The following is a 20,262-nucleotide window of genomic DNA, read 5'->3' on the forward strand; positions in this document are numbered from 1 at the left end:
GGCGGCTGGCCCGTGCCCGGCGGACCCGGCAGGCTCGGCCGGTGGGTGATTCCCGACAGCGACACCTCAACCAGGCCCTGCTCCGGATCCCGAGGCGCGCGGAGACCGCGGATCGCGCCACCCTGACCGCCACCTTCGTGGAGGCGGGCTCGTTCTCCGCGATGCTGCACTCCACCGACCACCAGATCGTCTACGGGCGGCGGGGAGCCGGGAAGACGCATGCCCTGCTGCATCTCGCCGATCTCGTCGAGCGCACCGGCGATCTCGTCGTCTACGCCGACCTGCGCACGATCGGCGCGTCGGGCGGGCTCTACGCCGACAGCAGCCTGAGTCCCGTGGTGCGCGGGACCCACTTGCTCATCGACACCCTGGAAGCCCTGCACGAGGAACTCCTCACCGCGATCGTCGAGCGGGACTCGGCGGGAGGACCGGGGCTGCTGCCCGCGCTGGACGCACTGGCCGAAGCCGCGACGGCGGTGCGGGTCGTCGGTGAGGTCGAGCAGGAGACGAAGATCGGCGGTACGGCGGAATCCGCGTACTCGGCCGAGTTTTCCCGCTCCCCCGGTGCGGGGGTGAGCGGCCGCCAGGCCGTCACGGCGGAGCGCAGCCTGCGGCGGCGGGGAACGGAACAGCACCACGTGGTGTTCGGGCCGGTCGGCCGGGCGCTGCGCGCCCTGACCCGGGCACTGGCGCCCGCCAGGCTGTGGCTGTTGCTCGACGAGTGGAGCAGCGTGCCGATCGACCTCCAGCCACTGCTGGCCGACCTGTTGCGCCGCAGCGTGCTGCCGGTCACCGGGATCACGGTGAAGATCGCCGCCATCGAACGCCGCTCCCGTTTCCGTGCCCCCTCGGCGTCGGGGGATCTGCAGGGCATCGAGGTGGGCGCGGACGCCGCGTCCGCGGTCAGCCTCGACGATTTCATGATCTTCGACGGTTCCCGGTCCCGTGCCAGGGAGTTCTTCGGCCGCCTGTTCTTCAACCATGCTTCGGTCCGGCTGGCCACCATGCTGGCCGACCCGCCCGCGGACGCGGACGCGTTCGTCGCGGAATGCTTCCGCGGCACCGCCTTCGCCGAACTCGTGCGGGCCGCGGAGGGCATTCCCCGCGACGCGATCAACATCGCCGCGCTGGCCGCGCAGTACGCCCACGACGAGCCGATCGGGCTGCGTGAGGTGCGGATGGCGGCACGCGACTGGTACCTGCGCGACAAGCAGGCGGCCATCGCGGCCGGCGAACCCGCCCGCCTCCTGTTGCGCGCCCTCGTCGACGAGGTGGTGGGCAGGCGGCGGTCGCGGACCTTCCTGCTGGAACAGGCCGCCGGGACCGGGCACGAACTCGTCGGGGACCTGGTCGACGCCCGGCTGCTCCACGTGCTGCGGCGCGGCCTCGTCGACGCCGACCACCCCGGAGCCCTCTACGACGGTTTCGCCATCGACTACGGGTGCTACGTGTCGCTGCTTCTCGACCACGACGCGACGGTCCGGCCGCGCGACCGCGGCGGCTGGCTCAGCTCGCCCAAGGGCCTGCCCCCGGACGGCTTCTCGTTCGGCAAGGCGGTCCTCGACCTCTCCCGGCTCGGCTGAGCCGGCCGCCGGTGACCTCGTTCCGCCGGTCGGCAGACCGCTATCCGGCCACGGTGCGCTTGCTCGGTACCAGCTTGTGCGGTTCGGTGTCGAGGTCGTCGAGGCCGAAGCTGATGATGCGGCGGGGGTGGATCCGGATGATCGCCCCGCCGATCCCGGCGGCCGAATCCGCCGGTTCCTCGATCGCCTCGCCGCGCCCCCGGATTTCCAGGCACCGGACCCGCCACGGCGACACGGAGGCGATGTCGTCGACCACGAACGCGACCTGCCCGTTGTCCGCCACATTGCGGAACTTCCGGCTGGCCGCCATGTTGTAGCCGCCGATGTCGATGGTCCGGGTGGCGGGGTTGTAGGCGAACCCCACCGGGCTGACCTGCAGCGTGCCGTCCGGCTGCGCGGTGGCCAGGCGCCCGAGGCGCTGGGTGGCGAGGTAGTTCAGTTCGGAATCGGTGAACGACATGGTGATCCCCTCCGGCGAGACCGGCCGGAACCTCCGGCCGGCACGTCCGCACCTCGGTGCGGTTGCTGAGCCCAGGATGCGACCTCCAGTCAGCTCGAGGTCAACCCCGTGAATCAGTTCGGCTCGCCGAGTGGGGTCGTGCAGAACGGGCCGCCGACGTAACGCGCTTCATCGCCGGTGAGGGCAGGCCCGGAGGTCTCGGCGGCGAACTTCTCGGCGTCGTCCAAGGCGCGGTAGCCCAGCGCCTCCGCTTCGGCCAGCGAGTAGATCCGCCGGGTGTTGCCGGAAACGCCCCAGACGATCCGGTAGCCCGGCGACGGGCAGGACAGGCACGCCTCGAACAGGCGGGCGCCGTCGTCGGGCGACAGCCAGGTGGACAACCCGCGCACCCCCGGAGGGCGTTCGAAACACGAGCCGATGCGCACGCAGATCACGTCCATCCCGAACCGGGAATGGTAGAGGCTGCCCAGCGCTTCCACGGCGGCCTTGCTCACCCCGTAGAAGGTGTCCGGCCTCGGTGACGAGTCCGCGGGCAGTTCCGGCTCCACCGCGCGGAAACCCACCGCGTGATTGCTGGAGGCGAGCACGATCCGGCCCACCCCGGCCCGCCGCGCGGCCTCCAGGACCACCTGGGTGCCGCCGATGTTGACCTCCAGGATGTCCGCCCAGCCGTTTTCCCGGCTGATTCCGCCCAGATGCAGGATCGCGTCGACGTCCTGGCAGGCGCGCGCCATCAGGTCCGGATCGGTGACCGACCCGGTGCGCACCTCGACCGCCTCGCCCGGTTCCGGCGGCGCCGGGGGCACCAGATCGAGCAGCCGCAGGATCCGGCCCTCGCGGCGGAGACGGGGACGCATCAGGGTGCCGACGACGCCGGAGGCGCCGGTGATCAGGACGCGCATGCCCATTCCTTTCCTTCGGTTGACGCGGGGAGTTCCTTGCCGCTCAACGGATTCCCGCCCGCCGCAGCCGCCGTCCCAGTTCGGCCGCGGCCTCGGTCAGCACTCCGGCCACGGCCAGTGCCTCCCCCTCGCCCGCCTGGTCGACGGGCAGGGAGCAACTGATCGCGTCGGTACCCGGAATGCGGTAGGGCACCACGGCGGCGACGCACCGGATGCCGGGGGTGCCCTCCTCGATCTCCTCGGCGAACCCGCGCCGGCGGGCCGATTCGCATTCGGCGAGCAACGCCTCCAGGGAGGTGATGGTGTTCGGGGTGAGCGCGGGCAGTCCTCCGGCGTACAGCGCGGTGATCTCGTGCGGAGTCAGTTCCGCGAGCAGTGCCTTGCCCAGCGCCGTCGCGTGCGCGGGCAGCGTCCGGCCCACGCGGGACACCAGACGGGTGGACCGGCGTGATTCGCGGGTTTCCAGGTACACGATCTCGGCGCCGTCGCGGCGTGCGTAGTGCGCGGTGAACCCGGTGCGTTCGCGGACGTCTTCCAGCGCCTCGGTGGCGAACGGGATGGCGGGATCGCGATCGAGGTAGGCGGTGCCGCAGATCAGCGCGCGCACGCCGAGGCGGTAGCGCGCGGTGCCGGGCTCGGCTTCGAGCCAGCCCGCCTCGTGGAGCGTGCGCAGCAGCCCGTGCAGGCTCGACCGGGGGAAACCGGTGCGGGCGTGCAGATCCGCCAGCGAGAGCCAGGCGTCCCGTGCGGCGAAGGCTTCCAGCAGTTCCACGGTGCGGCGTGCGGATTTCACCCCGGCCGGGAGTGCGGCGGGTTGCTCCATCCTGCCTCCGTTGACTGGTGACCCACGTCATACTAGCGTTTCCGAACTCGTTCACAACATGGTTTCCCGTTCACGAATATGAACAAGCGGAGGTGGGATGAAGGTCGTCGGCTATGCCTATCCCTGGGATGTGGCCGAGCCCGGGTTCGTCGAGCGGGTCCGCGAACTGGGCGTGGACGAAGTCGCCGTCGCCGTGTCGTACCACTCCGCGCGCGCCGCCACGCCGTGGTCACGGGAGCGCACCGCGGTCCTGGCCCGGCATGCCGCCCTGTACCGGCCGGTGCGGGAAGGCGCCTGGGAGCGGCTGTGTCCCGGGGTGCCCGACTGGGTGGAATCCCCGGATGCGGCGGGGGAGGCGATCGCGTTGCTCGGCGAAGCCGGGATCCCGGCCGCGGCCTGGCTCGTGCTCACCCACGATTCCAGGCTGGGCACGGAGTTTCCCGAGCTGACGGTGCGCAACTGCTTCGGCGAGCGCTATCCGTGGGCGCTGTGCCCGTCCCAGGACGAAGTGCGTGCCTACGCGGCGGCACTGGCCGCGGAATCGGTGACGGGACTGGAGATCTCGTCGGTCGTCCTCGAGGCGTGCGGCCAGCTCGGGGTGCTTCACCAGTGCCGGCACGAAAAAACCGACGCGGTGTGGTCGCCCGCGGTTGCCCGGCTGCTGTCCGTCTGCTGCTGCGACGCCTGCGCGCCCGGCTGTGAAACCGCGCTGCGCGAGGAGATCGGCAGGCTGATGGCGACCGGCGACCTCACCCTCGCCGAGGACCGCCTCGCGCCCGAGGTGCGTGAGCTCGTCCTGTCCACCCGGCGGGCCTCGGCGGACGCGTTGCGCCGGGCCGTGCTCGAGCACGTCGGCAGCGCAGTGGCGCTGCACGGCTCCGCCGACCCGTGGGCGACCGGGGCGCTGCCCGGGCTGACCCCGGCCGCGCCGGACGACGTGGACACCGTCGTGTTCCCGTGCTGGCGGCCCGGCGCGGACAGCCTCGACGAAATCGCGCGGGCCCGGGCCCTGCTGCCCTCCCGGGTGGCGGTGGGTGCCTACGTCACCGCGGTGGCGGCCGCCCCGGTCCCGGATCCGGGGGCCTACGTGGCGGAACTGGGCCGGGCCGGGGCGGACGAGCTGCACCTGTACCACCTCGGACTGGCCGGGCCCGGCCGCTGGGCGGACCTGCACGCGGCCGTGGCCGCGGCGCGCCTGTCCTGAGAGGCCGTCACGGCTCGGTGGAGCGGCTGCGGAGCTGCTCGCGCAGGTCGTCGATCTCGGCGCGGGCCGCGGCGAGATCGTCCTGCAGACCGAGGATGCGGGCCGCGGCCGCGAGCGAGTGGCCCTCGTCGAGCAGCGCCCGCAGGCGGTCGACGGTCTCCAGCTGGCGCCGCGAGTAACGGCGGTGGCCGCCGCCGGACCGTTCCGGCGACACGATTCCGGCGGCGTCCAGGCTGCGGAGGAAGGGTTGCTGCACCTCGAGAAGTTCGGCCGCCTGACCGATCGTGTAGGCCGGATAGTCCGGGTCGTCCAGCTTGCCCGTTCCGGCCACCGCGGCACTCCTTCGCCCTGTTTCCGCCACCGACCCGACGATATCCTCCGGTCGAGGATTGACACAATCTGCAGTGAGTGCTATAGAAAAAGTAGAGCGGTGAAACGACCGGGTGTCGAGCAGGCTGGACTTCCGGGGAGTGATCGCGATGACCGGATCGGACCTTCGGCCGAGGCAGGCCGGACAGGAGTTCGCGGACGTCGTGTTCGCGGACGAAGATCTCGTGCGAGCCGAGTTCGAGGCGATCGTGGCCGCCGGTTTCGGCGGGCCGGTGCCCAGGTTCCCGCTCCCGTCCCGGGGCCGTCGCCCCGACGGTTCCCCTCGGTCGCATCCCGTCCTGTGGCGTCGCGAGGCGGCCGCCCATCGCGGGGTCACCGCTCTCGTCCAAGCGCCGCGCTGGGTGCGGCAGCGCTCACCTCCGGGAACGCCGAACCGGCCGGACCCGAGGAGCGGAATCGGGAGGTGATGCCGTCCCCCGCCGTCCCGGCCGTCGGCCCCGCACTTTCCAGTCCTCACGGCCAGGCGGCCTTCGCCTGCGGCGTCTCGTGGCGCGTTCTCTCCAGGGGCCCTCGGACCGGGCGGCGGAAGCCGAGCAAGGAAAGCAACGCCTGAACGAAGGAGCCGGTGTGGCGGGCAGCAGCCCGCCACACCGGCGGAGGAGGGGCAATGACCGAGGATCCGTTGCAGGCCAAGCCCGACGGAGACCTGGCAGGGCAGTCCCAGCCGGTGGCCCTCGACCCGGACGACGAGCCGCGCCCCCTCGAAACAGCGGATGAGCCGGTCGAGGCCGATGTGGCCGACGTCGTGGACCAGCGCACGGCGGTCCGGCTCGCCGAGGACGAACCCTGGCCCTGAGGCAGGCCGGGAGGAGACGATGGCGGGCGAGGACCCCTACGCGGTGCTGGGAGTACGTCCGGACGCCGGTCTCACGGAGATCACGGCCGCCTATCGCGCGCTGGTGCGCCGGTTCCACCCGGACACGCCCCGGGCAGCCGAACCCGAGTGCCTGGCGGCGGTCATCGCGGCCTACCGGATCCTGCGCGACCCGGTGCGCCGCGCCGAGTACGACCGGCGGCGCGGCGTGACCCGCGGAGGTGTGACCGGCCGAGGTGTGAGCGTGCCGGTCCGGGTCCACCGCCCGCGCGACCACCCCGCACCGGAACCCGAACTGCGCGCCGGTCCCGTCCGCCGTCATCGGCCGTGACGCGGTGCTCATCTCCCCAGGGGAACTTCAGCGCGCCGGGCCCGCACCCGAGTCGTGGAGCGCGGCCGTCGCGTACTCCCAGAGCCGGTCCCCGGCCTCCGGGTCGAGGGCGTAGGCCGCCACGCCGCTGGGCATTTCCTCGTCGCCGCGCGCGATCGCGGCTTCCTGGTTGTCTTCGAAGTAGCGTCCGGTCACGCCCGCCACCAGGGGTGAGGCCGCCAGCAGCACCGAGGTCGCCGCGCCCTGGGCGGGGGACTTGTAGTGGGGCGGTTCGACCAGGTTGCCGTCGTCGTCCATCGCGCCGAGCGCCCGCATGGTCTCCTCGTCGAGGTGCCGGGAGAGCCTGGTGTGGATCCAGCCGGGCGCGAGCGCGTTGGCGGTGATGCCGTCGCTGGCCCACCGGCCCGCGCCGACGGCGAACAGCACGTCCGCGGTCTTGGACTGGGCGTAAGCCGTCCAGGGATCGTACGGGCGCCGCTCGAACTGCGGGTCGTCGAAGTCGAACGGCGACAGCAGGTGCGCGCCGGAGCTGACCACGACGAGCCGGGCCGACCCGGCTTCGCGCAGGCTGCCATGCAGCCAGGTGGCGAGGGCGAAATGCCCGAGATGGTTCGTGGCGAGCTGCAGTTCCCAGCCCTCGAGGGTGATCCGGCGCGTGGGGAGTGCCATGATCCCGGCGTTGGCGACGAGCACGTCGAGCGGCCCCCGCCATTCTCGTGCGAAGGCGGCGACGGACGACAGGTCGGCCAGGTCGAGCGCCGCCGCGCGCACCGCGCCCGCACCGGGCACGGCGGCCAGTTCGCGGAGCAGGGGTTCGGCGAGCGCCGGGTCACGGGTGGCGATCGTGACCTCGGCCCCGGCGGCGGCCAGTGCGCGGACGGTTTCGGCGCCGATCCCGGACGCGCCACCGGTGACGACGATGCGCCGCCCGCTCAGGTCGACGCCGTCGACGATTTCGGCGGCGGTGGTGCGGGCGTGGAACGGGGTGGTGAGGCGACGGTGGTCGCCGGTGGGAATGGTGGTGGTCACGGACTCGACGCTAGGCCGGTCACCCTGGATGATCTATGTTGCGGCGTCCGGAAAACTTTCGTGATCGTCCAAGGAGGCCGGGTCGTGGATCCGCTCGAAGACGTGCTGGCCCTGCTGGGCACCAAGGCACACCTGTCGACGGGGCTGCTCGCCGGAGGCCGGTGGGCGGTGCGGTTCCGCCCGCCCGAAGGCGTCAAGTTCAACACGGTCCGGCGTGGACGGTGCTTCCTGCGGGTCGAGGGGAGCGGCGAGCCGATCGCGCTGGCGGAAGGCGACTGTTACCTGCTGACGAAACCGGTGGCGTTCACGTTGTTCAGCGACCCGGATGCCGTTCCCCTGGAGGCGGGGCCGATCTTCGCCCGGGCCGAAGACGGCCTCGCGCGCACCGGTGAGGGGGAGGACGTACTCCTCATCGGCGGCCGTTTCTCCTTCGGTGAGCGGGCGAACACCCTGCTGCTCGACGGGCTGCCCGCCGTGATCCACGTTCCGTCCGGTACCGCCGAAGCGGACACGGTGCGGTGGGCGCTCGGCCAGATCGGCATGGAACTGCTGCACCGGCCGCTGGGCGCGACACTGGTCGCCGAACACCTGGCCGTGGTCATGTTCGTCCACATCCTGCGCCTGCATCTGGCGCGGGAGCCGAAACCGGCCTCGGGATGGCTCGCCGGCCTCGCCGACCCGGTGGTGGCCGCGGCGCTGACCGCGATGCACACCTCCCCGGCCCGTCCCTGGACCGTCGCCGAGCTGGCCAGGGCCGGTGCGGTGTCCCGGTCGGCGCTCGCCGCACGCTTCAAGGACGTCGTCGGTGCCGGACCGCTCGACTACCTGACCGGGTGGCGGATCGAACTCGCTTCCCACAGGCTGCGGAAGGGAACCGACACCCTCGCCGTCATCGCCCGCGACGTCGGCTACTCTTCGGAAAGCGCTTTCAGCACCGCCTTCAAACGGATCACCGGAATCTCACCCCGGGACTACCGCAAGGCACCCCCGACCGCCGGAGGCCTGCCTGGGGTGCGCCGCCGCCCGTCACGGCGCGGGGACGATGCCGAAGGCCCGGATCTTGCGGTAGATGGTGGCGCGTGACATGCCGAGGTCGGCCGCCGCCCGCTCCTTGTTGCCCTGGTTGGCCGCGAGGCTGCGCACGATCGCGTCGCGTTCGATCGTCTCCAGCTGGGTCAGCTGGCGCCGGACGACGGTGCGGCATTCCGCGGGGAGGTCGGTCACTTCGATCGTCCCGGCCCGGCGCCGCCGGGCGACCTGGGCCAGTACCGCACCGAGCTGGCGGACGTTGCCCGTCCAGGGCAGGCGCATGAGCTGGCGCAGACAGGCGTCCGAGGCCAGGAGATCCCGGCTGTTCGGGTGGCGGGCCAGCAGATTCGGCACCAGGCGGCGCAGATCCTCGATCCGGTGGCGCAGCGGTGGCACCTCGACCGTGTGCGCGAAGAAGGGCATCAGCCAGCCCTGGAGGTCGGCGCCGCGCGGCGCGTCGCCGAGCGTCACGGCGACCCAGGCCGGGGCCTGTGCCGGGGGCGCGCCCTGCCAGGCCGTGAACAGGTCGGTGAGGTGCCGCATCCCCTCGCCGGTCAGCGCGTCGGCGTGCCGCAGGATGACCACCGGGGAGTTCCCGCAGGCCACCTCGCCGGCCAGTGCGGTGGTCCAGGCCTCGGGGTCGTCCACCGCCTGGCAGTCCTGGAGCACCAGCTGACGGCCGGGGGCGTGCCTGCGGGCAACGGCCTGTGCCAGTGCCGTCTTGCCGGTGCCGCGCTCGCCGCTGAGCACCAGCCAGGTCCCGCCGGTGAAGCTCGCGTCCGCCGCGGCGCACGCCTGCCGCCAGGCCGGGCTGGTACCGACCACTCCCGGCAGTCGCAGGTCCGCCGGAAAGGCCGTGCGCCGGGAAGGGGCCTGGTTCTTCACCCGGAGCACCCCGCCCGCGAGCGTCGCCCCGCTGTACACCGGCCGGTATTCCAGCCGGGCGACCACCCCGGAGGGCAGGTCGGCCAGGACCGTGACCGGTTTGGCCGATCCCGTCACGTCGGCCGCATGGCTGATCAGCGCCGCCCGGTCGGTCACGTCGTAGAGCTCCTCGGCGTGGCTGTTGACCATGACCACGTCCTCGTTGACGGCCAGCACCGCTCCCGTGCCCCGGCGGCAGGCGGCGAGGTACTCGCGGAAGAGGCTCAGCTCCCGGGCTCCGGTGCCGGCCAGCATCGCCTCCTCGATCCGCTTGGCCGTCGTGCGCGCCAGCGTCAGCAGCAGCGGACTCGAAGGGTCGGCCCAGGACGTCAGGTCGAGGACACCGGCCAGGTGCCCCCGGATCGGATGGGAGATCGGCGCCCCGGCGCATTCGAAGGCCGCGAGACTGCTGTTGAAATGCTCGAACCCGGACACGAGCACCGGTTTCTGGCACTCCAGCGTGGTGCCGATCCCGTTGGTCCCCACCGACTCCTCGGCATAGCTGTACCCGGTGGCCAGCGAGATCCGGTCGAGGCCCGAGTTGAGGGCGCGGTCGGTGCTGAACCGGCTCACCACCAGGCCGTCCGCGTCGGTCAGCACGATGGCGACCGGCTGGGCGGCCAGCTCGGCGGACAGGTCGGCCAGCACCGGCCTGGCGCTGCGGGCCAGGAGGCTTTCCTCGTCGTGATCGGGGACGAAGACCGGATCGGGTTCGTCGGCGTCGACCCGGTGTTCGAGTGCGCGCCGCCAGGAGGCGGAGATGACGTCGCGGACACCGGGGAGCCCGGGTTCGGGCCGCGTCAGGAACTTCTCCCGCAGAACGCTCATCCGCCGCGAATCGGGCCGGTCTGCTTGGGTCACCACCGTCTCCTTTGACGTTGGAGGTGCTCGGTCACCGCACTGATCCCATCGTGGCGCAGTCCCGCGGGACCAGCAGTCTCACATTGAGACAGAAGTTGGCTGCGATCCGCAACACACTCTCCCCCGTCAGGACGCACGGCCGGGTGCCAGATCCCGCTTCCAAGGAGGCCGAATTGAGCAGGCAGAGTCTCACCAAGGCGCACAGCAAGATCACGGAGCTGTCGTGGGAGCCGACGTTCGCCACTCCCGCGACCCGCTTCGGCACCGACTACACGTTCGAGAAGGCACCCAAAAAGGACCCGTTGAAGCAGATCATGCGGTCCTACTTCCCGATGGAGGAGGAGAAGGACAACCGCGTCTTCGGGGCCATGGACGGTGCGATCCGGGGCAACATGTTCCGTCAGGTGCAGCAGCGCTGGCTGGAGTGGCAGAAACTGTTCCTGTCGATCATCCCGTTCCCCGAGATCTCCGCGGCGAGGGCGATGCCGATGGCCATCGACGCGGTGCCGAACCCGGAGATCCACAACGGACTGGCGGTCCAGATGATCGACGAGGTCCGGCACTCGACGATCCAGATGAACCTCAAGAAGTTGTACATGAACAACTACATCGATCCGGCCGGCTTCGACATCACGGAGAAGGCGTTCGCCAACAACTACGCGGGCACCATCGGCCGCCAGTTCGGCGAGGGGTTCATCACCGGTGACGCGATCACGGCGGCGAACATCTACCTCACGGTGGTCGCCGAAACCGCCTTCACCAACACGCTGTTCGTCGCGATGCCCGACGAGGCGGCCGCCAACGGCGACTACCTGCTGCCCACGGTCTTCCACTCGGTGCAGTCCGACGAGTCCCGGCACATCAGCAACGGCTACTCGATCCTGTTGATGGCACTGGCCGACGAGCGCAACCGCCCGCTGCTGGAGCGCGACCTGCGCTACGCCTGGTGGAACAACCACTGCGTGGTGGACGCCGCCATCGGCACCTTCATCGAGTACGGCACCAAGGACCGCCGCAAGAACCGCGAGTCCTACGCCGAGATGTGGCGCCGCTGGATCTACGACGACTACTACCGCAGCTACCTGCTCCCGCTGGAGAAGTACGGGCTGGTCATCCCGCACGATCTGGTCGAGGAGGCGTGGAACCGGATCACCAACAAGTTCTACGTCCACCGGGTGGCGCAGTTCTTCGCCACCGGCTGGCCGGTGAACTACTGGCGCATCGACGGCATGACCGACGCCGACTTCGAATGGTTCGAGGAGAAGTACCCGGGCTGGTACAACCAGTTCGGCAAGTGGTGGGAGGCCTACAACCGGCTGCGCTACCCGGGCCGCAACAAGCCGATCGCCTTCGAGGAAGTCGGCTACGAATACCCGCACCGCTGCTGGACCTGCATGGTGCCCTGCCTCGTCCGCGAGGACATGGTGGTCGACAAGGTCGACGACCAGTGGCGGACCTACTGCTCGGACACCTGCCACTGGACCGACAAGGTCGCGTTCCGGCCGGAGTACGAGGGCCGGGAGACCCCCAACATGGGCAGGCTGACCGGGCACCGCGAATGGGAGACGCTCCACCACGACCGGGATCTGGCCGACATCCTCACCGACCTCGGCTACGTCCGCGACGACGGCAGGACCCTCGTCGGGCAGCCCCACCTGGACCTCGACGACCCGAAGAAGCTGTGGACGCTCGACGACGTCCGGGGCATCCGGTTCGCGAGCCCGAACGTGACCCTCAACCAGATGACCGACCAGGAGCGCGAGGAGTGGGCCGCGGCGTACCGCGCCAACCCGAACGTCTCCGTCGGCTGACGGCGCGAGGACCAGCGGACGACGGTGGCGGCGGCCGGGCCGTCAGCGGGCTCTCGCCGCCGCCGTCCGCCCCGAGAAACGAGGAACCATGGGCGACAAGCATCGCATCTCCTTCGAGCCGGTCGACATCGAGATGGAGGTGGACGAGAACGAGAAGATCCTCGACGCCGCGTTCCGGCAGGGAATCCACCTCATGCACGGCTGCCGTGAAGGCCAGTGCTCGGCCTGCAAGTCCTACGTACTGGACGGCGAGATCCAGATGGAGCGCTACTCGACGTTCGCCTGCAACGACGCCGAGGTCGAAGAGGGCTACGTGCTGCTCTGCCGGGCGCACGCCTTCAGCGACTGCACCATCGAACTGCTCAACTTCGACGAGGACGAACTGCTCAACTCCGCGCCGCTGCAGGAGATCAGGACCGAGGTCCTGGAACTGGTCCCGCACACGCACGACATCGTCGGCCTCAAGCTCAAGCCGGTCGACCCGCCCGGCTTCGAGTTCAAGCCCGGCCAGTACGCCGACCTGATCATCCCCGGCACCGAGGAGCACCGGTCCTTCTCGATGGCGACGACCCCGGCCACCACCGGCCACCTCGAGTTCCTGATCAAGAAGTACCCGGGGGGCAGGTTCTCGTCGCTGCTCGAGAACGGGATCGAAGCGGGCGACACGATCCACCTGCGCGGCCCGTACGGCAACTTCACCCTGAAAAAGGGGCACGTGCTGCCGTTGGTGCTGATGGCGGGCGGTGCGGGCATGGCGCCCGTGCTCGGTCTGCTGCGGCACCTGGCCGACACCGGCGACACCCGCCGGATCCGCTTCTACTACGGCGCCCGCACCCCCGCGGACCTGTTCTACCTCGACGAGATCCGGGCGCTGGGAGAGCGGCTGCCCGACTTCGGGTTCGTCGTCGCCCTTTCCGAATCCGACGACGGCATCGGCCACTGCGGTGTCCCGGCCGAACGGGGGATGGTCACCGAGGTCGTCGAGGCCGGGGAGCCCGAACTGCACCGCTGCGAGGTCTACCTGTGCGGGCCGCCGCCCATGGTGGACGCGGCGCTGGCACTGGCCGCACGGCAGGGCGTTCCGGACGACCAGGTCTTCTACGACAAGTTCACCACGTCGGTCCGTGAGGACGAATAGGGCGGCCGGAGGTGCGAAAAGGGAGCCAACGACCAGGAGAGCGGGCAACCGCGAAAAACCCAGCACTCACCACAGTGGAGGGATGACATGGCGAGCACTGCAACTTCCGCGCCCAAGGGGCGCAGTTTCCCGAAGGTCGAGTTCACCGACTCCGAAGCCGGCGCGCTGGAGTTTCCCGGCAGCAAGAGCCGAAGCTACAACTACTTCCGCCCCGCCAAACTCCGGGCGACGGTCTACGAGGACGTGACCGTCGACGTGCAGCCCGATCCCGAGCGGCACCTGACCCAGGGCTGGATCTACGGTTTCGGCGACGGGCCGGGAGGCTACCCGAAGGAGTGGACGAAGGCGAAATCGTCCGACTGGCACGCCTTCCTCGACCCCAACGAGGAATGGGAACAGACCATCTACCGCAACAACTCCGCGGTGGTGCGCCAGGTCGCCCTCGGCCTGGAAAACGCCAAGCGCGCGGGCGCCTACGACGGCTGGAACCCGGCCTGGCAGAAGTTCGTCGCCCGCAACCTGGGCGCCTGGATGCACGCCGAGAACGGCATGGCGCTGCACGTGTTCACCTCGATCCAGCGGTCCGGGCCGACCAATATGATCAACACCGCGGTGGCCGTCAACGCGGCGCACAAGATGCGGTTCGCCCAGGACCTGGCCCTGTTCAACCTCGATCTGTCCGAATCGCTGGGCACCTTCGACGGTTCGGTGCACAAGCAGGTTTGGGCCTCGGCCGAGGAATGGCAGCCCACGCGCAAGGTCCTCGAGGAGCTCACCGCCGTAGGCGACTGGGCCGAACTGCTGTTCGGCGTCAACGTCGTCTTCGAGCAGCTGGTCGGACAGCTTTTCCGGTCGGAACTCGTCATGCAGATCTCCGCCAAGAACGGCGACTACATCACCCCGACCCTCGTCGGCACCGGCGAGTACGACTACAACCGGGACCTCGGCTACACCCGCGCCCTGTTCCGGATGCTCACGCGCGACGAGCAGCACGGCAGCGGCAACAAGGAGCTGTTCGGCCAGTGGTTGTCGGCCTGGGTGCCGCCGTGCCTTCAGGCCGCGCGGGCACTGCAGCCCATCTGGTCGCAGCCGGCGGAGAAGGTGCGCACCTTCGCCGACTCCTTCGGCGCGGCCAAGGAGAAGTTCGCCCAGCTGCTCGAGGAAATCGGGCTCGACGTGCCGAAGGAGTGGGAGAAGTGAGCGGTTCCCTGCAGTTCGGTTCGCAGGCCGGTTCCTCGAACATGTGCGGTGTCACCCTGATGAACACGCCGATCGGCCGGGTCGTCGCCGACGTGATGGCGACCAAGGAAGGCGTCGCCCTCGTGGAATACCCGTCCATGATCCGGGTGGACGGCAGAAAACTCCTGGAATTCGACTACGCGGAGCTGAGCGACGCCCTCGGCGAGCCGTTCGACGGCTCGATCTTCGAGGAGATCAGTTCCACCCACTACGGCCGCATGGTGCACCTGGACGACCGCACCCTGCTCTTCGCCAACCCCGAGGACGCCGCCGAGTACATCGGTTTCGACCTCCTCGCACACGGCTGACGCCGAACCGTCCGAGAAGAGCCGGCGCGGGGCCTCCGGAGGGAGGAGGCCCCGCGCCACGCCATCCACCGCACGCGAGCGCACCGAAGGGTGAGGTATTCCCATGTACGAGAAAGAGGGCGAGAAGTACTTCGTCGTCGACGGGCACGTCCACATCTGGGACGCCCGGGAGGCGAACATCAAGAACGTCCACGGCAGGCAGTTCATCGACTGCTTCTACGACTACCACCGCAACCTCAGCCCCGAGGAAGTCATCTGGGACTACGACACCTACACCTACTACGGCGCCGAACGCTTCCTGAAGGACGTCTTCGAGGACGGCTACGTCGACCACGCCATCTTCCAGGCGACCCTGCTGCGCGACTTCTACCACAACGGGTTCGGCCAGACCGAGGAGGCTTTCGGGCTCGCGCGGAAGAACCCGGACAAGCTGACCTACAACCACGCCTACGACCCGCGCGACGGCGAGGCCGGTCTCGCCCAGCTGCGCCGGGACGCGGAGCGGATGAACCTCAAGGGCGTCAAGCTCTACACGGCCGAGTGGCACGGCGACTCGCGCGGGTACAAGCTCGACGAACCGTGGTCGCGCCGGTACCTGGAGGAATGCCTCGAACTCGGCATCAGGAACATCCACGTCCACAAGGGACCGACGATCCGGCCGCTGGACCGCGACGCGTTCGACGTCGCCGACATCGACAAGGTCGCCACCGACTACCTCGACCTCAACTTCATCGTCGAGCACGTCGGACTCCCGCGCCTGGAGGACTTCTGCTGGATCGCGACCCAGGAGTCGAACGTCTACGGTGGACTCGCCGTCGCGATGCCCTTCATCCACGCCCGGCCCCGCTACTTCGCCCAGATCATCGGGGAACTGCTCTACTGGATCGGCGAGGACAAGATCCTCTTCGGCAGCGACTACGCGCTGTGGACGCCGAAGTGGCTCGTCGAAAGGTTCGTCGACTTCCAGATCCCCGAGGACATGGCGGAGTACGCGCCGATCACCACCGAACAGAAGAAGAAGATCCTCGGGCTCAACGCGGCCGCGTTGTACGGCATCGACGTGCCCCGGCAGTTCCGGCTGCCCGCCCCGGCCGCCCAGACCGCGGGAGCCGGCCCCCGATGACCAGCACGGTTCGGTCCGTGGAGGCCGCGATCCTCTCGGCACTGGCGACGGTGCTCGACCCCGAACTGGACCAGCCCGTGACCGAGCTCGGCTTCGTCCGGTCGGTGGCCATCGACGACGATGGCGTGGAGGTGCACCTGCGCCTGCCCACCTCGTTCTGCGCACCCAACTTCGCGTACCTGATGGTTTCCGACGCCTATGACGCGCTGGCGGCGGTGCCCGGGGCGGGGCGGGTCCGGGTGCTGCTGGACGATCACCACGATTCCGGCAAGATCAACGACGGCATCGCCGCCGGGCTCGGTTACGTCGGAACCTTCGGCGCCGAGGCGGAAAGCGGTCTCGGTGAACTGCGCCGCACCTTCCAGCGCAAGGCGCACCTCGCCGCGATGGAACGGTGCTGCCGGTCCGTCCTCGCGGGCGGTGCCTGGACGTTCGAGGAGCTGGCGCTCCTCGAACTGCTGGATCTGCCGGAAGGCCCGCTCAAGTCCGCCCTGCTGCGGCGGCGCGAGGCCATCGGGCTGCCCAACCACCCGCACGCCCGCGTGCTGGTCGACCACGACGGCAACCCGATCCCGCGGTCGGACGTGGCGCTCCGGCTGCGGCTGGCCGCGGCCACCCGCGTTTCCCTCGAAGGCAATGCCCATTTCTGCCGGGGCCTGCTCGCCACCCGCTACGGCTGTGCCGATCCTGCCGGTCCTGCCGATCCCGGAGCCGCCGCCACCGGCTTCGCCCCGGTCGTCACCAACACCAGGAGCCAGTCATGAAAGCCGCACAGGTCACCGGGTACCACCGGAACCTCGAACTGCGCGACGTCGAGGAGCCCAAGATCTCCGGGCCGCTGGACGTGGTGGTCAGGGTCGGTGCCGCCGGTGTGTGCCGGACCGACCTCCACATCCTCGAAGGACAGTGGGCGGAAAAGTCCGGCGTCACCCTGCCTTACACGATCGGACACGAAAACGCGGGCTGGGTGCACGCGGTCGGCGATGCGGTGACGAACGTCGCCGTGGGGGACAAGGTGATCCTCCACCCGCTGATGACGTGCGGCCTGTGCCGGGCCTGCCGCCTCGGCGACGACGTGCACTGCGAGAACTCGCGCTTCCCCGGAATCGACACCCACGGCGGCTACGCCGAGTACGTGCTCACCTCGGCCCGCTCCTGCGTCAAGCTCGACGACAGCTTGGAGCCCGCGGACGTGGCCGCGCTGGCCGACGCCGGGCTGACCGCCCAGCACGCCGCCGCCAAGGCGGCCAGGGTGCTGCGGCCCGGCGAAGTCTGCGTGATCATCGGCGCGGGCGGGCTCGGCCACATCGGTATCCAGTGCATGAAGGCGATGAGCGCGGCGACGCTCGTCGTGGTGGACCGCAATCCCGAGGCGCTCGCACTGGCCCGGCAGGTCGGTGCCGACGTCACCGTGGTGGCCGACGGGTCCCATGTGGACGCCGTCCTCGACCTGACCGGTGGCCACGGCGCCGAGGCGATCCTCGACTTCGTCGGCGAAGGCGGGTCGACCTCCGAAGGCGTCCGGATGCTGCGCCGCGCGGGCAACTACTACGTCGTCGGATACGGCGAGAACATCAACGTCCCGACCATCGACATCATCTCGACCGAAATCAACTTCATCGGCAACCTGGTCGGCTCGTACACCGATCTGCAGGACCTGATGGCGCTCGCCGCACAGGGCAGGGTGAAGCTGCACACCGCCCGGTACCGGCTGGACGAGTTCCAGCGGGCGATCGACGATCTGGCCGCGGGCAGGGTCCGCGGCCGCGCGATTCTCATCCCCTGATTCCGGTTCGCCCCATCTCGACATCAGTCGCACGGAAAGGAAGCAGGTCATCATGGCGAAACAGCTGCGGTTCAGCGACGATGCGCGGCGCCGCCTCGAATTCGGCGTCAACGCCCTGGCCGACGCGGTGAAGGTCACCCTCGGGCCCAAGGGCCGCAACGCGGTGCTGGAGAAGCTGACCGGCCCGCCGACCATCACCAACGACGGCGTGACCATCGCACGGGAGATCCAGCTGGGGGAGCCGTTCGCCAACATGGGCGCCCAGCTGGTCAAGGAAGTCGCGATGAAGACCAACGGTGCGGTCGGCGACGGCACCACCACCGCGACCGTGCTCGCGCAGGCCATGGTGCGGGAGGGCCTGGCCGCGCTCGGCGAGGGCGCCAACCCGATGCGGGTGCGCCGCGGTATCGAGGAAACCGTCGAAGTGGTGGTCGAATCCCTGCGCAAATCGGCGTCCCAGGTCACCGGCGAGGCCGAACTGGAGCGGACCGCGACGCTGGCGGCGAACGACGACGAACGGATCGGCCGGGCGATCGCGCAGGCGCTGGCCGCGGTCGGCCGGGACGGCGTCGTCGAAGTGGAGGAGTCCGGCGAACCCGGCCTGAAGGTCGAACTGGTGGACGGAATCGAGTTCGACCACGGGTACGTCTCGCCCTACATGGTCACCGACAAGGAGCGGATGGAGGCGAGTTTCGAAGCGCCGGTCATCCTGCTGACGAACAGGAAGATCAGCCAGGTGCAGGAGCTGATGCCCACGGTGGAGGCGGCCCGCCGCCTCGACCGGCCGCTGGTGATCCTCGCGGAGAACGTCGAAGGCCCGGCGCTGCAGATGATCGTCAGCGGTAACGTGCACGGCACCTTCCGTTCGGTCGTGGTGCGCGCGCCCGGCTTCGGGCACCGCCGGGTGGCGGAGCTGGAGGACCTGGCCGCCGCGCTCGGCGGACGAGTGGTCAGCGAGGATTCCGGGGTCACGCTGACCGAGGTCACCGAGCGGGACCTGGGGCGCTGCGAGCACATCACGGTGACCGAGGAGTCGACGACCATCCTCGGCGGCGCCGGCGACGAGACCCTCGTGCGGTCGCGGATCGAGCAGCTGGAGCAGCAGCTCAAGCGCGCCCGGATCGAGCACGACCAGGACAGCCTCCGGCTGCGCATCGCCAGGCTCTCCGGCCGCATCGCCGTCGTCCGTGTCGGCGCCGCGACCAGCGTCGAACTCAAGGAGCGGATGCTGCGCGTCGAGGACTCGCTGGCGGCCGCGCGGGCAGCGTTGGAGGAAGGCGTTGTCGCCGGGGGTGGCGCCGCGCTGGCCCAGGCCGCACGCCGCCTCGACTCCACCGGTCACGATGCCGACCTCGCGCAGGGGCGCGAGATCGTGCGCCTGGCACTCGGTGAGCCGCTGCGATGGATCGCGGCCAACGCGGGCTACGACGGCGGCGAGGTGCTGGCACGGGTGGCCGAGATGGAGAACGGGCGCGGGTTCGACGCGCTCACCGGTGAGTACGGCGACCTCTTCGCCGCGGGCGTCATCGATCCGCTCAAGGTGACCCGCTCGGCCCTGGAGAGCGCGGCGTCCATCGCGGCCCTGGTGATCACCACGGAGACCGCCATCGTCGAGGAGGTGCTGGTGAACCCCGGAGCGATCATCGCTCCCGGGGTCGGCGACCTCGCCGAAGGCATGGTCCGCCCGTCGAACATCTACTAATCCCGGCGGGTATGCCGTGAGGGGGCCCCTTGCCGTGAGGGGACCCCTCACGGTCGTATTTGCTGTGAGTGGGCCCCTCACGGGCCAGGTCGAGCATGAGGGAACTCCCTGACCATCCCGTCTCATTTTGACACCCTTGCCGAATGTGTGACCGGCTATTCTCGAGTCCGGGACAGGTTGTTTCCGGAACAATCCGGCGGACGAAGATTGGTGCTGTCGATGAAGGGTGAGGTCGTGCGGGACCACCGGGTCTGCCTGGAGCGTGCCTGCCGTGGCCTGATCCGGTCCGGCTGGCGGATCGACGTCCTGGACGGTGCGGACCAGGCCGATCAGCCGATGACGGCCAGTTCGCCCAGTTCCGACCAGTCGTCCTGCGCCAGCGTCGTGTTCACGATGCGCGGGGTCTCGGCGAGGAACCCCGGCAGTGTCCGCTGAGCGGCCTGGAAATGAGCGGACCGGACGTGTTCCGCGCCCGCCTCGCCGTCGCGGAATGCCTCGACCAGAACGTATTCCGCCGGATTCTCGGTGCTGCGGTACCAGTCGAACCACTGGCAACCCGGTTCGGCGCGGGTCGCCTCGGTGAACGCCCGTGAAATCTCGGGCCATTCCTCGGCGTGCTCCGGCTTGACGCGGAACTTGGCGGTAATGAAGATCATCGTGATCCCTCCGGTGAAACGAGCCCTTTTTCCGGCATTTCGTTCGTGTTTATAGCAGGCGAAACCGCGAGGAGCCGTCTCGATTTGAGACGAGGAGGTCACGCACAAAAAAAGGGCCCGGCCGTGTGGCCGGGCCCCGTCTGCTGTCC

The 20,262-nt window shown here is 69.9% G+C and carries 21 protein-coding genes; 14 read left to right on the forward strand and 7 right to left on the reverse strand.

Annotation, left to right across the window (positions count from 1 at the left end):
* Positions 1 to 41 precede the first annotated feature (41 nt).
* Positions 42 to 1,583 (forward strand): hypothetical protein, encoded by a 1,542-nt coding sequence (locus tag ORV05_RS09915; RefSeq protein ID WP_268758150.1) that lies wholly within the window; start codon positions 42 to 44, stop codon positions 1,581 to 1,583.
* A 40-nt stretch (positions 1,584 to 1,623) separates the two neighbouring features.
* Here the strand turns inward: ORV05_RS09915 and ORV05_RS09920 are convergent, their stop codons facing one another.
* The 3 genes from ORV05_RS09920 to ORV05_RS09930 form a co-directional block, all read right to left on the reverse strand.
* The gene (locus ORV05_RS09920) at positions 1,624 to 2,043 is read right to left on the reverse strand and encodes a PPOX class F420-dependent oxidoreductase (protein WP_268758151.1); all 420 of its coding nucleotides are present in this window, start codon (positions 2,041 to 2,043) and stop codon (positions 1,624 to 1,626) included.
* Between the two features lie 113 nt (positions 2,044 to 2,156).
* Positions 2,157 to 2,951: an NAD-dependent epimerase/dehydratase family protein gene (locus tag ORV05_RS09925; protein ID WP_268758152.1), complete on the reverse strand. Its 795-nt coding sequence runs from the start codon at positions 2,949 to 2,951 to the stop codon at positions 2,157 to 2,159.
* A 37-nt stretch (positions 2,952 to 2,988) separates the two neighbouring features.
* Positions 2,989 to 3,768 (reverse strand): IclR family transcriptional regulator, encoded by a 780-nt coding sequence (locus ORV05_RS09930; RefSeq protein WP_268758153.1) that lies wholly within the window; start codon positions 3,766 to 3,768, stop codon positions 2,989 to 2,991.
* Positions 3,769 to 3,865: 97 nt separating this feature from the next.
* On the opposite strand from ORV05_RS09930, the gene ORV05_RS09935 reads away from it, so the two are divergent.
* A complete protein-coding gene (locus ORV05_RS09935; RefSeq protein WP_268758154.1) occupies positions 3,866 to 4,972 on the forward strand; it encodes a hypothetical protein in 1,107 nt (368 codons plus the stop codon).
* A 7-nt stretch (positions 4,973 to 4,979) separates the two neighbouring features.
* Here the strand turns inward: ORV05_RS09935 and ORV05_RS09940 are convergent, their stop codons facing one another.
* Positions 4,980 to 5,303 (reverse strand): MerR family transcriptional regulator, encoded by a 324-nt coding sequence (locus ORV05_RS09940; RefSeq protein WP_268758155.1) that lies wholly within the window; start codon positions 5,301 to 5,303, stop codon positions 4,980 to 4,982.
* A gap of 148 nt (positions 5,304 to 5,451) precedes the next feature.
* On the opposite strand from ORV05_RS09940, the gene ORV05_RS09945 reads away from it, so the two are divergent.
* The 3 genes from ORV05_RS09945 to ORV05_RS09955 all read left to right on the forward strand — a co-directional run bounded on the left by ORV05_RS09945 (position 5,452) and on the right by ORV05_RS09955 (position 6,507).
* Positions 5,452 to 5,769, forward strand: a complete 318-nt coding sequence (locus ORV05_RS09945) for a hypothetical protein (RefSeq protein WP_268758156.1) — start codon at positions 5,452 to 5,454, stop codon at positions 5,767 to 5,769.
* A 200-nt stretch (positions 5,770 to 5,969) separates the two neighbouring features.
* The gene (locus tag ORV05_RS09950; RefSeq protein ID WP_268758157.1) at positions 5,970 to 6,158 is read left to right on the forward strand and encodes a hypothetical protein; all 189 of its coding nucleotides are present in this window, start codon (positions 5,970 to 5,972) and stop codon (positions 6,156 to 6,158) included.
* A 19-nt stretch (positions 6,159 to 6,177) separates the two neighbouring features.
* On the forward strand, positions 6,178 to 6,507 hold the full coding sequence (locus ORV05_RS09955; protein WP_268758158.1) for a J domain-containing protein: 330 nt from the start codon (positions 6,178 to 6,180) through the stop codon (positions 6,505 to 6,507).
* Positions 6,508 to 6,534: 27 nt separating this feature from the next.
* Here the strand turns inward: ORV05_RS09955 and ORV05_RS09960 are convergent, their stop codons facing one another.
* The gene (locus ORV05_RS09960; RefSeq protein ID WP_268758159.1) at positions 6,535 to 7,536 is read right to left on the reverse strand and encodes an SDR family NAD(P)-dependent oxidoreductase; all 1,002 of its coding nucleotides are present in this window, start codon (positions 7,534 to 7,536) and stop codon (positions 6,535 to 6,537) included.
* Positions 7,537 to 7,620: 84 nt separating this feature from the next.
* On the opposite strand from ORV05_RS09960, the gene ORV05_RS09965 reads away from it, so the two are divergent.
* Complete coding sequence (locus ORV05_RS09965) at positions 7,621 to 8,619, forward strand: AraC family transcriptional regulator (protein ID WP_268758160.1); 999 nt, start codon at positions 7,621 to 7,623, stop codon at positions 8,617 to 8,619.
* Here ORV05_RS09965 and ORV05_RS09970 read toward each other — a convergent pair.
* Complete coding sequence (locus ORV05_RS09970; RefSeq protein ID WP_268758161.1) at positions 8,563 to 10,350, reverse strand: sigma-54-dependent Fis family transcriptional regulator; 1,788 nt, start codon at positions 10,348 to 10,350, stop codon at positions 8,563 to 8,565. The genes ORV05_RS09965 and ORV05_RS09970 overlap by 57 nt on opposite strands.
* A gap of 173 nt (positions 10,351 to 10,523) precedes the next feature.
* Here ORV05_RS09970 and ORV05_RS09975 point away from each other — a divergent pair, with 173 nt between their 5' ends.
* The 8 genes from ORV05_RS09975 to groL all read left to right on the forward strand — a co-directional run bounded on the left by ORV05_RS09975 (position 10,524) and on the right by groL (position 19,457).
* The gene (locus tag ORV05_RS09975) at positions 10,524 to 12,161 is read left to right on the forward strand and encodes a ferritin family protein (RefSeq protein ID WP_268758162.1); all 1,638 of its coding nucleotides are present in this window, start codon (positions 10,524 to 10,526) and stop codon (positions 12,159 to 12,161) included.
* An 88-nt stretch (positions 12,162 to 12,249) separates the two neighbouring features.
* Positions 12,250 to 13,299, forward strand: coding sequence for a 2Fe-2S iron-sulfur cluster-binding protein (locus tag ORV05_RS09980; protein ID WP_268758163.1), 1,050 nt, complete (start codon positions 12,250 to 12,252; stop codon positions 13,297 to 13,299).
* 87 nt (positions 13,300 to 13,386) lie between these two features.
* Complete coding sequence (locus ORV05_RS09985) at positions 13,387 to 14,499, forward strand: aromatic/alkene monooxygenase hydroxylase subunit beta (RefSeq protein WP_268758164.1); 1,113 nt, start codon at positions 13,387 to 13,389, stop codon at positions 14,497 to 14,499.
* Complete coding sequence (mimD, locus tag ORV05_RS09990; protein WP_268758165.1) at positions 14,496 to 14,846, forward strand: propane 2-monooxygenase effector subunit MimD; 351 nt, start codon at positions 14,496 to 14,498, stop codon at positions 14,844 to 14,846. Before ORV05_RS09985 ends, mimD begins: the two co-directional genes overlap by 4 nt.
* A gap of 103 nt (positions 14,847 to 14,949) precedes the next feature.
* Positions 14,950 to 15,969 carry an amidohydrolase family protein gene (locus ORV05_RS09995; RefSeq protein ID WP_268758166.1) on the forward strand — a complete coding sequence of 340 codons (1,020 nt, stop codon included), beginning with the start codon at positions 14,950 to 14,952 and terminating at the stop codon, positions 15,967 to 15,969.
* The gene (locus ORV05_RS10000) at positions 15,966 to 16,733 is read left to right on the forward strand and encodes an iron-sulfur cluster assembly protein (protein ID WP_268758167.1); all 768 of its coding nucleotides are present in this window, start codon (positions 15,966 to 15,968) and stop codon (positions 16,731 to 16,733) included. Before ORV05_RS09995 ends, ORV05_RS10000 begins: the two co-directional genes overlap by 4 nt.
* Positions 16,730 to 17,755 carry an NAD(P)-dependent alcohol dehydrogenase gene (locus ORV05_RS10005; protein ID WP_268758168.1) on the forward strand — a complete coding sequence of 342 codons (1,026 nt, stop codon included), beginning with the start codon at positions 16,730 to 16,732 and terminating at the stop codon, positions 17,753 to 17,755. Before ORV05_RS10000 ends, ORV05_RS10005 begins: the two co-directional genes overlap by 4 nt.
* Before the next feature lie 52 nt (positions 17,756 to 17,807).
* Complete coding sequence (groL, locus tag ORV05_RS10010) at positions 17,808 to 19,457, forward strand: chaperonin GroEL (RefSeq protein ID WP_268758169.1); 1,650 nt, start codon at positions 17,808 to 17,810, stop codon at positions 19,455 to 19,457.
* A 329-nt stretch (positions 19,458 to 19,786) separates the two neighbouring features.
* Here the strand turns inward: groL and ORV05_RS10015 are convergent, their stop codons facing one another.
* Positions 19,787 to 20,113 (reverse strand): putative quinol monooxygenase, encoded by a 327-nt coding sequence (locus tag ORV05_RS10015; protein ID WP_268758170.1) that lies wholly within the window; start codon positions 20,111 to 20,113, stop codon positions 19,787 to 19,789.
* Positions 20,114 to 20,262: the final 149 nt, after the last annotated feature.

The organism is Amycolatopsis cynarae (genome assembly GCF_026802195.1).
GTDB classification, from domain to species: Bacteria; Actinomycetota; Actinomycetes; order Mycobacteriales; family Pseudonocardiaceae; genus Amycolatopsis_E; species Amycolatopsis_E rhizosphaerae.

Coding starts and splice junctions, on each gene's coding strand:
- ORV05_RS09980 (WP_268758163.1), top strand. CDS start 12,250: ATGGGCGACAAGCATCGCATCTCCTTCGAGCCGGTCGACATCGAGATG.
- ORV05_RS09955 (WP_268758158.1), top strand. CDS start 6,178: ATGGCGGGCGAGGACCCCTACGCGGTGCTGGGAGTACGTCCGGACGCC.
- ORV05_RS09945 (WP_268758156.1), top strand. CDS start 5,452: ATGACCGGATCGGACCTTCGGCCGAGGCAGGCCGGACAGGAGTTCGCG.
- ORV05_RS09930 (WP_268758153.1), bottom strand. CDS start 3,768: ATGGAGCAACCCGCCGCACTCCCGGCCGGGGTGAAATCCGCACGCCGC.
- ORV05_RS09920 (WP_268758151.1), bottom strand. CDS start 2,043: ATGTCGTTCACCGATTCCGAACTGAACTACCTCGCCACCCAGCGCCTC.
- ORV05_RS09950 (WP_268758157.1), top strand. CDS start 5,970: ATGACCGAGGATCCGTTGCAGGCCAAGCCCGACGGAGACCTGGCAGGG.
- ORV05_RS09925 (WP_268758152.1), bottom strand. CDS start 2,951: ATGGGCATGCGCGTCCTGATCACCGGCGCCTCCGGCGTCGTCGGCACC.
- ORV05_RS10000 (WP_268758167.1), top strand. CDS start 15,966: ATGACCAGCACGGTTCGGTCCGTGGAGGCCGCGATCCTCTCGGCACTG.
- ORV05_RS09995 (WP_268758166.1), top strand. CDS start 14,950: ATGTACGAGAAAGAGGGCGAGAAGTACTTCGTCGTCGACGGGCACGTC.
- ORV05_RS09935 (WP_268758154.1), top strand. CDS start 3,866: ATGAAGGTCGTCGGCTATGCCTATCCCTGGGATGTGGCCGAGCCCGGG.
- groL (WP_268758169.1), top strand. CDS start 17,808: ATGGCGAAACAGCTGCGGTTCAGCGACGATGCGCGGCGCCGCCTCGAA.
- ORV05_RS09985 (WP_268758164.1), top strand. CDS start 13,387: ATGGCGAGCACTGCAACTTCCGCGCCCAAGGGGCGCAGTTTCCCGAAG.
- ORV05_RS10005 (WP_268758168.1), top strand. CDS start 16,730: ATGAAAGCCGCACAGGTCACCGGGTACCACCGGAACCTCGAACTGCGC.
- ORV05_RS10015 (WP_268758170.1), bottom strand. CDS start 20,113: ATGATCTTCATTACCGCCAAGTTCCGCGTCAAGCCGGAGCACGCCGAG.